Source organism: Sphingopyxis sp. OAS728, assembly GCF_014873485.1.
Classification (GTDB): domain Bacteria; phylum Pseudomonadota; class Alphaproteobacteria; order Sphingomonadales; family Sphingomonadaceae; genus Sphingopyxis.
Window position 1 is genome coordinate 3,357,889 of sequence record NZ_JADBDT010000001.1, and the last position, 12,188, is coordinate 3,370,076.

9 protein-coding genes are annotated in these 12,188 nt (G+C 66.4%); 1 reads left to right on the plus strand and 8 read right to left on the minus strand.

The genetic code is table 11. The features are described 5' to 3' along the window. Positions 1 to 67 precede the first annotated feature (67 nt). The gene (locus GGC65_RS15885) at positions 68 to 2,419 is read left to right on the plus strand and encodes a BTAD domain-containing putative transcriptional regulator (protein WP_192648043.1); all 2,352 of its coding nucleotides are present in this window, start codon (positions 68 to 70) and stop codon (positions 2,417 to 2,419) included. Here GGC65_RS15885 and purH read toward each other — a convergent pair. From purH to GGC65_RS15925, 8 genes are all read right to left on the minus strand, one after another. After that, positions 2,391 to 3,983, minus strand: a complete 1,593-nt coding sequence (gene purH / locus GGC65_RS15890; protein WP_192648044.1) for a bifunctional phosphoribosylaminoimidazolecarboxamide formyltransferase/IMP cyclohydrolase — start codon at positions 3,981 to 3,983, stop codon at positions 2,391 to 2,393. The two genes, GGC65_RS15885 and purH, sit on opposite strands and share 29 nt — an antisense overlap. 80 nt (positions 3,984 to 4,063) lie before the next feature. Further along, positions 4,064 to 5,068, minus strand: coding sequence for a phytase (locus GGC65_RS15895; protein WP_192649572.1), 1,005 nt, complete (start codon positions 5,066 to 5,068; stop codon positions 4,064 to 4,066). Further along, positions 5,068 to 7,929, minus strand: a complete 2,862-nt coding sequence (locus tag GGC65_RS15900; protein ID WP_192648045.1) for a TonB-dependent receptor — start codon at positions 7,927 to 7,929, stop codon at positions 5,068 to 5,070. Before GGC65_RS15900 ends, GGC65_RS15895 begins: the two co-directional genes overlap by 1 nt. Positions 7,930 to 8,131: 202 nt before the next feature. Further along, positions 8,132 to 9,901, minus strand: coding sequence for a heparinase II/III family protein (locus GGC65_RS15905; protein ID WP_225940850.1), 1,770 nt, complete (start codon positions 9,899 to 9,901; stop codon positions 8,132 to 8,134). 2 nt (positions 9,902 to 9,903) lie between these two features. Continuing rightward, the gene (gene rpe / locus GGC65_RS15910; protein WP_192648047.1) at positions 9,904 to 10,578 is read right to left on the minus strand and encodes a ribulose-phosphate 3-epimerase; all 675 of its coding nucleotides are present in this window, start codon (positions 10,576 to 10,578) and stop codon (positions 9,904 to 9,906) included. Between the two features lie 87 nt (positions 10,579 to 10,665). Then, positions 10,666 to 10,908: a hypothetical protein gene (locus GGC65_RS15915; RefSeq protein ID WP_192648048.1), complete on the minus strand. Its 243-nt coding sequence runs from the start codon at positions 10,906 to 10,908 to the stop codon at positions 10,666 to 10,668. Between the two features lie 6 nt (positions 10,909 to 10,914). Continuing rightward, entirely contained in the window at positions 10,915 to 11,115 is a 201-nt protein-coding gene (locus GGC65_RS15920) for a toxin-antitoxin system HicB family antitoxin (protein ID WP_192648049.1), read from the minus strand. 9 nt (positions 11,116 to 11,124) lie between these two features. Continuing rightward, the gene (locus tag GGC65_RS15925; protein ID WP_192648050.1) at positions 11,125 to 12,027 is read right to left on the minus strand and encodes an SPFH domain-containing protein; all 903 of its coding nucleotides are present in this window, start codon (positions 12,025 to 12,027) and stop codon (positions 11,125 to 11,127) included. Positions 12,028 to 12,188: the final 161 nt, after the last annotated feature.

Consider the following 12,188-nt stretch of genomic DNA (forward strand, 5'->3'; position numbering starts at 1 on the left):
AAAAGATGTTATTTCCGTCTTCGGGAAAAACATACGGCCGCTATCCCTCGACTCAGGAGGTCGCGCCGTGAATTCTGCATTCGCCACAAACCAGCGGTGCGTCGCTGCCGCTACGCCGATATTGCGGCTCCTCGGCGATTTCGCCGTCGATCCCGCCAACCTGTCGCCCACCGGCCGCAAGGCGCGCGCGCTTCTGGCCCGACTCGTGCTCGCAGAGGCGCCGCTTGCGCGCGATCGATTGAGCGCGCTGCTGTGGAGCCGCCGCCCCGACGCGCAGGCGCACGCCAGCCTGCGGCAATGCCTTGTCGAACTGAAACCCTGGACGCGCGCGACCCCGCCGTTGCTGCACGCCGACCGCGAAACGGTCGTGCTCGATCGCACGCGGATCGCCGACGATCTTTCGCTGCTTCACGCCGCGTGCGCGGCGGACGACGTCGCCGTGGTCCTGGACCGGTTGCCCGCGCACGACGTCGGATTGCTCGCCGATCTCGACGGCATCGACGAAGCGTGGGACGACTGGCTGGCGGTCGAACGGACGCGGCAGGGTGAGGCGATCGTGCGCGAAGTGCTCGCGATGGCCGAACGCCGGCTGCAGGCGGGCGAGGTCGAACAGGCGCTCGCGGTGGCGGACAGGGTCACGCGGTTCGACCCGTGCAGCGAGCATGCGGCGCGGTTGGTGATGCGTGCCCGCTGGGAAGCCGGCGACAGCGATGGCGTGCGCCACGCCTGGCAGCGGATCGAGGATGCGCTCGCGCGCGGGGTCGACGGCAGGCCTTCGGTCGAAACCGCCGGATTGTACCGGAGCCTGTCCGATCGGCAATGCCCGCGCGCCGCGCCGACCGCGGCGCCCCAGCGGCTCGTGGCCAGTCCGGGGGCGAACCTGTCATTCCGCGGCGCGCTCTGGCTCGGCGCGGCGGCAGTGACCTTGGCCCTCGTCGGTGCTGACGCGCGGCGCACCGGGGCGCCGGCGGCGGCGCTGGTCGCGCCCGCCGTGCGGGTCGAGCCGATCGAGGCGCGCGGTCGCGACGCCATAGAGGATCGATTTGCCGATGCGCTGGCGGGCGATTTCGCCCGCTTCGCAAAGGCGTCGGGTGGGGCAGTTCGCGTCCTCGATGGCAAGGCGGCCGGGCGCGCGGGCGACTTTGTCGTTCGTGTCGCTATCGAGCGCGATGGCGATGAGTTCGCCAGCGAACCCCGCGTCGTCGACCCGTTGAGCGGGGCGATCCTGTGGTCGAGCCGGCTGACCGCCCCGGTCGGCGACCTCAGCCGGCTACGCGAACGAACCGCACTTGCCGTTGCGGGGCTGGTCAATTGCGCGTTGACGCTCAACGGCCGGGGGCAGCCGCTGTCGCCCGACGCTGATCGCAAGTCCCTTATCTTCGCGATCTGCGACGCCGATACCGCCCATGACGGTGCGCGCGCGATCCGCCTGTTGGAGCAATATGTCGACCGCTGGCCGGACAATGCCGACACGCTCGGAATGCTGGCGCAGGTCCGCCTCAAGCAGTTTTCGGATGACAGGGATCCCGCAAGGTTCGAGGCGGAAAGGGCGAGGGCGATCGCCGCGGCGCGGCGGGCGCTGGCGATCGATCCCCGCAACGCGGCCGCGCTGACGGCACTGTCGCAGACGGGCCGAAGCGAATTGTTCATGGTCGAGGCGTTGCCGCTTCTCGATCGCGCGCTAGCGATGAACCCCGAATATCCGCCCGCCCTGATGAGCAACGCCATGGGGCTTTTCATGGCGGGCTATGTCCGCGCCGGCGTCGACCCGGCGGTACGCGCCGCACGCGCTGACCCGACCTCGATCTACAAGGCGCTTGGCGTCGTGCGCCGCCTTGCAGCCGCCGGGGAAATGAGCGAGGCGATGGCGCAGTTTGCGGCCGTGGAGGCGATCTGGCCGGGGCATCCCGACCTTGCCGAGCATCGCCGCCGCCTCGCGGTCGAACTCGGCCGGGCCGAGACTGCCGAAGTCTATCGCGTCGCGGCGGCTGGCGAGCGGCGTGAATTCGACATGCTGCTCGTCCATCAAATCGCCGATCCGTCGATCGGATCGCGCGAAGTGGACGCGGCGGCGGAAGCCGAGTTCGCGCGTTATCCGTCGATCGCTTATGCGATGGCGGCCCATTTCACCCGGCTCGGCGATATGCCCAAGGCGTTATCGTGGCTGGCGCGCGCGCCGATCCGCAAGACCGACGGGCAATGGGCGCTTCTCTATTGGCCATCGGTCGCGCCGCTCCGGCGTGAACCGCAGTTTTTTGCCAAGATGGCGCGGATCGGCCTCGTCGATTTCTGGCGGCGCCAGGATCGCTGGCCCGACTTTTGCGACGAGCCCGGATTGCGGTACGACTGCAAAAATGAAGCAGAACGGCTGGTCCGCCTCGGGCGCGCCGTCAGTGGCGGAAGTGCCGCATCCCGGTGAACACCATCGCGAGGCCCGCTTCGTTCGCCGCCGCGATCACCTCATCGTCGCGGATCGAGCCGCCCGGCTGGATCACGCAGGTCGCGCCTGCCTCGACCGCGGCGAGCAGGCCGTCGGCGAAGGGGAAGAAGGCGTCGCTCGCAACGGCGCTGCCGACCGTGCGGGCCTCGGCCCAGCCGTGGCTCTCGGCAGCTTCGCGCGCTTTCACCGCGGCGATGCGCGCGCTGTCGCGGCGGTTCATCTGCCCCGCGCCGATACCGGCGGTCGACCCGCCCTTGGCATAGACGATCGCGTTCGACTTCACATGCTTGGCGATCGTCCACGCGAACAGCGCGTCGGCGAGTTCTTCCTCGGTCGGCGCGCGGTCGGTGACGACTTTCAGGTCGGCGCGCGTGATGCGGCCATTGTCGCGGCTCTGCGCGAGCCAGCCGCCGGCGATCGTCTTCATCATCAACCCGCCGCGCGCCGGATCGGGCAGCTCGCCCGTCAGGAGCAGCCGGAGATTCTTCTTTTTCGCAAACACCGCGCGCGCATCGGCGTCGGCGTCCGGGGCGCAGACGACTTCGGTGAAGATGCCGCTGATTGCCTCCGCCGTGGGGCCGTCGAGCGGCCTGTTTACCGCGATGATCCCGCCGAACGCCGAGACATCGTCACACTTCAGCGCGGCCTCATAGGCCTCGGCGATCGTCGCGGCGGTCGCGACGCCGCACGGATTGGCGTGCTTGACTATCACACAGGTCGGATCGGCCTCGCGGAATTCGGCGACGAGCTCGAGCGCGGCGTCGGCGTCGTTGATATTATTATAGCTGAGCTCCTTGCCCTGCACTTGCTCGGCCTGCGCGATCCCGCGCGCGGCGGGGCCAGCGGGCAGGTAGAGCGCCGCCTGCTGGTGCGGATTCTCGCCATAACGCAGTTCATTGGCGAGCTTGGCGGTCAGCGGCAGCGTGTCGGGGAACGTCTTGCCCTGATCGGCAAAGGCGAACCAGCTCGCGATCATCCCGTCATAGGTCGCGGTGTGCGCAAAGGCGGTGGCGGCCAGACGCTTGCGGAGCGCCAGCGTGGTTGCACCGTTATTGGCGTCCATTTCGGCGATGACCGCGGTATAATCCTCGGGCTCGGTGACGATGCCGACGAAGGCATGGTTCTTCGCCGACGAGCGGACCATCGCGGGACCCCCGATATCGATATTCTCGATGATCTCGTCACGCGCGGCCCCCTTCGCGACGGTCGCGGCGAAGGGGTAGAGGTTGACGACGACGAGGTCGATCGCGCCGATGCCATGTTCTTCCATCGACGCGACATGCGCCGCATCGTCGCGCACCGCGAGGATGCCGCCATGGACCGTCGGGTGCAGCGTTTTGACGCGGCCGTCCATCATCTCGGGAAAGCCGGTGAGGTCCGACACGTCGAGGACCGTATGCCCCGCCTCGCGCAACGCCTTCGCAGTGCCGCCGGTCGACACCAGCTGGACGCCGTGACGGACGAGCGCGGCGGCAAGCTCGGCGAGCCCTGCCTTGTCGCTGACGGACAGAAGGGCGCGGCGGACGGGAATCAGGTCGGTCATGGGGAGGGCCTCGGCTGGCGATGGGATGACGCGGCCCCCCTAGGCGCGCGCCGTCCGTATCGCAACCCTTCGACCCCTTTTTAGAGCCCCAATGCCGCCGCGATCTGATCCCAGCGCACCAGTTTGAAATTCTGCGCCTTGGGAGCGTTGTCGCCGTCCTGCGCGAGGAAGATGCCATCGGGGTAGGCGGGGCCGAAATTGCCCGCGACTGCCTCGATCCCGTCGGTCTCGCTCGTCGCGCCGAACGCGCCCGCCGCAACGGCAAAGCGGCCCACATAATCCATCGATGGCAGTTTGAAGACCGCATAGGCATTGTCGCCCTGGCTCGACACGAGCAGGTAACGCTGGCCCTTGTGATCGATCGTCGCGAGGCCCTCGACATCGGCGACGAGGCGCTGGTTGTCGACCGGCGCGACGATGCGCGCGGTGGCGGTCTTGCCGTTCGGCTTCAGCTCCCACACCCCGGCGTCTTCCTCGCCAACATAAAGCGTGTCGCCATCGAAGACGCAGCCTTCGGACTGGGTAGGGATTTTATATTCCCATTCTGTCGTGAAGCCCGGCGTGCCGTCGACCGTCAGCGTGCCGACGCGCACCGTGCCGTCCTTGACGATCAGCGCTGCGGTGACCGGCGCGCCCGGCGCGGTCTTCTTGAGGCAGAGGCCATAGGCTTCGCCCGTGCCCGCCGCCGCGCGGCCGAGCGCCACGATCGCGGGCTTGTCGGCGTCGAGGCGGAAGACCGCGAGATGCGCATTCACCCCGTCGTTGCGGTCGCTTGCGACGATGATGTTGCCGACGACGTCGACGTTGTTGACGAGGCCGGCCTGCGTGAAGGCGATGTCCTTGCCGGTCAGGTCATAGACGTGCAGTCCCGCTTTCTTGTCGGTCGCGACGATCAGCGCGCGGTTCGGATTGGCGGGATCGATCCAGATCGCCGGGTCGTCGGCGGCGTCGGCGCGGCCGGTGCCGACCGGTGCGGTCTCGCCGCTCGCGGTTACCTGCACGGGGGGCAGGCCGGTGATGACGGGCTCGCTCGCGGCGCAGGCGGCGAGCGAGAGGAGCGGGAGCAGGGTGAAGAGGCGGCGCATCAGAACTTCACCCGCGCGCCGAACTTCATCGTCCACTTATACTGCTCGAACTGGAGCAGATTCTGGCGGGCGCCGACATTGTTGTACGCGTAATATTTGGCGTTGTTGATGTTCACCCACTCGTAGAAAACCTGGACCTGCTTGGTGACATCATATTTGGCCGAGAGGTCGAGCTGGAAGTGATTGTCGACGATGCGGTCTTCCTCCGCGGTATCGCCCAGTTCGTCGAGATATTTGGAACGATAGGTGCCGGCGAGGCGCAGCGACACCGGACCCTTTTCATATCCCAGCGCCGCGTTGAAGGTGTGCTTCGATGCCGAAGGCAGGGCGATCTCGCGCAGGTCGGTGATGTCCCCGTCGGTCGGCACGTCGCCGGTCGCGTCGGTATAGGTATAGTTCGCCGAGACGAGGAAACCGTCGAGCGGCGAGGGCAGGAAGCGCAGCGCCTGCTGATAGCTGAGTTCGAGGCCCCAGATCTTGGCCTTGTCGCCGTTGATCGGGATCGTCGCCTCGTCATAGGCAATGTCCTGATATTCGCCGGCATCCTCGAGGTTGGTGTCGACGATGAAGTTCTTCACATCCTTGTAGAAGACCCCGGCCGACAGCGCGCCGTTGTTCGGCAGATAATATTCGACCCCGGCGTCGAAGTTCCACGCCTCGTACGGCTTGAGGTTGGGGTTGCCGAATTCGCCCTCGCGCTCATTGTCGTCATTCTGTTCGATGGTGAAACGCGGCGCGAGCTTCGACAGCTTCGGGCGGACGAGGCTCTTGTACCCGGCGGCGCGCAGGACGAGGTTCTGCTGCGGTTCCCAGCGGACGGTCAGGCTCGGCAGCCAGTCGCCATAGCTGCGCTTGAACTGGTTGGGGACGCTGATGACGGTGTCCTCGTCGGCTTCGGTTCCGTCGGGCAGGTCGCCGCCTTCCTCGATCAGCGTCACCGTGTTGGCGCGGATATCGTTCTTGGTGTGCTCGTACCGCACACCGCCGATGACGCGCAGCGTGTCGCTGTCCCAGCGGCCGAGCAGGTAGCCGGCGGTGACGTCCTCGCTCACCGAATAATCCTCGACCGACGAATCGAACAGCGAGTCCAGCTCGTTGAGTTCGAAGTCGGCGCGGTTGGCGTTGAAGAAATTGCGCACGCCGCGCTTGTCCAGCACCGGCGAGATGTCCGTGATGCGATAGGTCTGGTCGCCGACGAGGTCGGCCATCGTCAGCCCGTCCATTTCCCAATATTGGGTCTCGAGATTATAGCTCTTCTCGCGCCAGCGGCCCTTGGCGCCCGCCTGCACGGTGAAAGTGCCATTGCTCATCGCGAACTCGCGGCCAAGGTCGAGCTTCGCGCCCCATTCCTCGTCGCGCGAGTCCGACAGCCCCGTGACCTGCACGCTGTCGAGTTCATATTCGTCGGGGTCGGAGAAATCGGCGATCGCGCCGGCGCTGCCACCGACGGTGTAGAGCGGCTTGCGCGGATTGGCGAAGTCGAGGCCGATTTCGAGGCCCTCTTCCTCAAAGGCGCGTTCGAAATTGGCGGGGTTGATCGAACCGTTCTCGCGCTCGGTCGACTTGGCGTAGCTCACCGAATATTTGGCGTGCCAGCCCTCGCTGTCGGTTTCGCCGCCCAGCACGATGCTGCGGATGCGCTGGCGTTCGAAACGGTCCTTCAACGAACGCTGGATCGAGATTTCGCCGTCTTCGTCGGGATCGGGGTTCGTGTCGCTATACGCGACGTTCGCGCCGCTGCCCGAAACCGCGCCCGCGTCCTCCAGCTTGAAGCTCGTCTCGCGGCGATATTCCTGATCGTCGAACTGACTGTAGATGCCGCGGGCGTAGAGCTTCGTCGAGGAACCAACCCGGACGTCGAAGTTCAGGTTGGCCGAGAGGCGCTTCCGTTCGACGTCATAGTCGCGGTAATTGAGCTCCTCGGTGGTGATCAGCCCATCGTCTTCGTTCCAGCCGTCGGCCTCGACATTGTCGGTTTCGAACTTGCGCTGATAATAGGAAATGCCGCCCGACACGCCGACGCTGTCGCCGAGGCGCCGTGAGAAATCGATGCTGCCCTTCGGCGTCAGCTTTTCCGAATAGTCATTATAGCTGCCTTCGATCTTCGCGGTCAGCAGGTCCTTGCGGCGCTCGAACGCGCTCGTCGTGTGGATCTCGATCGACGCGCCGATCGTGTCGGCGTCCATGTCTGGGGTCAGCGACTTCTTGACCTCGATCGATTCGATGCTGTCGCTGCTGATGACGTCGAGCGCGACCGAACGGACGTCGCTTTCCGGCGCCGGCAGGCGCACGCCGTTGACCGAGGTCGCGTTGAGCTCGGGATCGAGACCGCGCACCGAGACGAAGCGCCCTTCGCCCTGATCGTTCAGGATGTTGACGCCGGGCAGGCGGCGCAGCGATTCGGCGACATTCTGGTCGGGAAACTGGCCGACCGCGTCGCGGGTCAGAACGCTTTCGATGCCGTCGGCGGCGCGCTGGCGCGACAAGGCGCTCGCCTGGTTCGCCGACTGGCCGATGACGAGGATCGACCCGTCGGTGCCGAGGGCGAAGTTCGCAGTGGCCTTGCCCGACTCCGGAACCTCGACCGTCAGCGTCCGGGGCTCGGCGCCGACATAGCGGGCTTCGATCGTATAGGTGCCCGCGGGAACGTTGCTGAAGCGAAAGGTGCCGTCGCGGTCGGCCTCGGCAACGCGGTTCAGCTCGACGATGCGCAGCTGCGCGCCTTGCAGCGCGCGCGTGTCGGTGGCGTCGGTCACGGTGCCGGTGAGGTCGCCGGCATAGGCGGCAGTCGGAAGTGCTGCGGCGAGCGAGAGGCAGGTGCCGAGCAGGATGCGCGAACGGACGGTACGAAGCTGGTGCATGGAAGTCCCCCGAGGAGTGCGAGAATATCGCCGGGTCCTCTTGGCTCCCGACGAGTCGAGCGCGCACTGGCAGCGGTCTGTGACCGCTGTGTTACGGGGGTGTCACACTATTGAAACAGACGGAAAGCGGTGTCGGGCAAGCCAAGGGAATGCACCGGAACTGTAACTGTAAATTATTTTGACGGTCGAGCCGCCGCGGCCGTCAGCCGATATGCTTGAAGATCCAGCCGATGCTCGCACCGCCTGCGGGTGCCGTGCCGGTGACGACGAGCTGCTCGGTCGGGTGCGGCCGGCCTTCGCCGTCGACCCACAGGCTCTGCTCGATATCGAGCCCGCCTTCGGAGGTCCGGAACTGCCACAGCGGGCCGCCATTGATGCGCAGCAGCGCGCCCAATTTATCGGCGGTCAGGCTGGCCGAGATGTGCGGGCCAAGATGGAACCGTAGCGCAAAACCCTTGTCGCCCTTGCGCCGCGAGCGCGGGGCTGGGAGCAGCATGTCCTCGCCGCGCAGCTCGCGCCCGTTCGGCGACAGGATCAGCAGGCGGCGGTGGATCAGCCCGTGGCGCCGTGCATAGCCGTCGTGGCTCATCTCGACGCGGCTACCCTGCGGCGTCTCGCGCCGGTCGAGCTCGACCTCGGTCACGCCCTTGCCGAGCGACCCGTTCGCGAGGATCGCGGTCGAATTGCTGTCGGCGAGGATCAACGTCGAATGCGCCGCGGTGGTGCGGAGCCCGCGCGCGAGGTCGGCGGGGATCGTCGCCCCGGTCAGCGCCGCGCCGCCGCAATTGACGACGATACGCTCGGCGCCGTCGCTGAGTTCGAAAGCGAGCGTCGAGGCGCAGCCTGCTTCGGTCACGCGGGCGATGGGGGGAGGCGCCGCGTCGGCGAGCAGCACGACCTTGTTCGCGACGAGCCGCTGGTACCCCCAGTCGCGCGCCTGCTTCAGCGGCCGCGTGCGAACGCCGCTCGCGTCGACGATCGCCTGCACATAGGCGGCCGAGGTCGCGCCGCTGCCCTGCCAGCTGCCCATGCCGCCGTCGCTGTGGACAAGGCCGAGCAGCGCCGGAACCGCGCGCGCCAGTACTTCCTGGATGAAGGGCGGCACCTCCATGCGGCGCATGTCATAGATGCGGGCGAGCATCGACAGCGCCATGATCGCGTCGAGCTGCGCTTGCGGCGAGCGCGAGATATTGCCGCCGTCGGCGTAGAAGCTGGTTTCGAGCACTCTGCGAAGTCCGGCTTCGCCAAAGACCTGCCGCGGTTCGCCGCCGGGCATCAGCAGCGACGCCGCGACGATGCCGACCCATGCGACCATCTGTCCCGTGCCGGGGCGCGTCTTGTCGGCGACGCGGTCGAGATGGCGCGCGGCGCGCGCAAGATGGTTGAGCACCGCCGAGCGATAGACAAGGTCGCTCGACGACAGGATCAGCGGCGCGTGCGCGGCCCAGAACAGGATGCGCCACGCCGTATTGTCGGCCTTCCATGCGGGTTCGCTCACCGTCTCGCCGTGGGTGCCCAGCCAGTGACGGACGACGGCTTCGGCGATCGGCGCACTGTCGGCGCGCGAGCCGGTGGCGGCGAGGTCGCGCAGCCAGGCGAAGCTGTGCAGATAATCGGCAAAGGTCGGCGCGACAGTCAGCGCGGCGAAATCGAGTTCGCCGAGCGGCAGTTTGAGCCCGCGGTGCAGGAAATGGCCGGCGCGGATCGCGGTGCCGGCGCGCGCGTCGCCGGGCACGGGGTCGGTCGGCACGCCGAGCAGCTTGAGCGGGAAACGGCCTTTCAGGCGCAGCGCGTGAAGCGGGGTGCGCCAGGTCAGCCGCGTGATGGCATTGGCGACCCGGTCGCCGAGCGAAAGGCCCTTGTCGGCGGGGAGGCGGATCAGCCGCTTGCCGGGCTCGATCGTGTCGTCGATGGCGTCAGCCGCGGCGCCTTCCGGTTCATCGTCTGCAGGAGCGGTCACCGGTCTTGCCATTATCAAGCGCCGCCGCGCAGCCGCCGGATGTTGTCGGCATAAGCGTCGGGGCCGCCCTTGAAGGTCGCGGTCCCCGCAACCAGCACATCGGCGCCCGCCGATATCGCGAGCGGCGCGGTGCCCGCATCAATCCCGCCGTCGACCTCAAGCCTGATGTCGCGGCCGCTCTTATCGATCATCTTGCGGACCGCCTCGATCTTGCGAAGCTGGCTCGAAATGAAGCTCTGGCCGCCAAAGCCCGGGTTGACGCTCATGATCAGCACGAGGTCGATGTCGTCGATCAGATAATCGAGCATCTTCGCCGGGGTCGCGGGGTTCAGCGACACGCCCGCCTGCTTGCCGAGCGACTTGATGTGCTGGACGGTGCGGTGGATGTGCGGCCCCGCCTCGGGATGGACGGTGATGATGTCGGCGCCGGCTGCGGCAAAGGCGTCGAGGAAATGATCGACCGGCGAAATCATCAGATGGACGTCGAAGGGCAGAGTCGAGTGCGGACGCAGTGCCTTCACCACCGCCGGGCCGATCGTCAGGTTCGGCACATAATGGCCGTCCATCACGTCGATATGCACCCAGTCGGCGCCTGCGGTTTCGATCGCGCGCACTTCCTCGCCCAACCGCGCGAAATCGGCGCTGAGGATCGAAGGGGCGATGCGAACGGGAGCAGTTGAGCCGGTCATGACCATTGGCCTTAACCATCTAGCGAGTCAGGGGCAAGCGGGGTGGAGCGGCTATTGGCAGCTATCCCCAAATAATGTCGCGCAAAGCTATCGCCAGCGCCATCCGCCCTCGGTCTTGGCGCGATAGATCGGCATCGGCGCGATCCCCGCGAGCAGGACCGCGATCGTCATCAGCACCGGCCGGCCCTGCAGAACCACGGCCAGCCCGGTAATCATCGCAATATGCAGCGCGAGGAAGAACCAGCCTTCCCACACCATCGGCAGCCCGGTGCCATAACCGCGGCGCTTGGCGCGGAACCATGGGCCTTTGCGCATGAACAGGTGCATCATGATCCGTTATTCTTCCTTCGGCGGCCGGCCGCGCTTGGGTGTCTCGGACTGCTTGACGCTCATCCCGCGCCGCGCCAGCGCCTCGCGCAGCAAGATCTCGATTTCGGCATTGGCGCTGCGCAGTTCGGCCGCCGCCAGCCGCTCGATCGCCGCATAGAGCGCGGGATCGAGACGGAGGGCAAAGGCCTTCTTGGACGACGCGGCCATCGGGCGAACTCAGTAGAGCGACCCGGCGTTCACCACCGGCTGCGTGTCGCGTTCGCCGCACAGCACGACCATCAGGTTCGATACCATCACCGCCTTGCGCTCGTCGTCGAGGTCGACGACGCCTTTTTCGGACAATTGGGTCAGCGCCATCTCGACCATCGTCACCGCGCCTTCGACCAGCTTCTTGCGCGCCGCGATCACCGCCTCGGCCTGCTGGCGGCGGAGCATCGCGCCCGCGATTTCCTGCGCATAGGCGAGGTGCGTCAGGCCGCATTCGTCGACGGTGATCCCGGCAACTTCCAGCCGCTCGATCAGCGCCTTGCGCAGTTCGACCCCGACCTCGTCATGATTGCCGCGCAGCGTCACTTCCTGATGCTCGATGTCGTCATAGGGATAGCGCGAGCCGATCGAGCGCACCGCCGCCTCGATCTGCGCCATCACGAATTCCTTGTAATCCTCGACGTCGAACAGCGCCTGCGCGGTGTCGGTGACGCGCCACACGACCTGCGCCGCCATTTCAATCGGGTTGCCGCGCAAATCGTTGACCTTGATTTTGTCCGAAATGACGTTGTTCGCACGAACCGCGATCTTCTTGCGCGTCAGCCAGGGCAGGACCCAGCGCAGCCCCTCCTCGCGGTCGGTGCCCTTGTATGCGCCGAACAGCTGGATCGCCGCGGCCTCGTTGGGATTGATCAGGTAGAAACCGCAAAGGATGATCGAGCCGATCACCGCCGAAACGGCGACGACCGCCCATTTCCACGCGGTCATATATTCGGCGTTGGCGTTGGTGATCCCCGCCCAAACGGCGACGCCCAGGAGCAGCAGCCAGATGAACAGCATCAAATAGCCGCTCTGCGTATTGGCGCGCGTCTCGCGACTGCGATTTAGCGCGGGTGTTCCTCCATCGACCATGTTGCCCTCCGAATCACTCGATATAAAGATGATATCATATTTATATCGTTCTGGGCGGTGGTCAATCGGGATTTGACGAGGGAGATCGCGGCTTGGGACCGGCCAGCAGACATTTCTCCTGCGTCGAGCTCCTCACGGCAAATAATTGCGTCGGCCCCGAT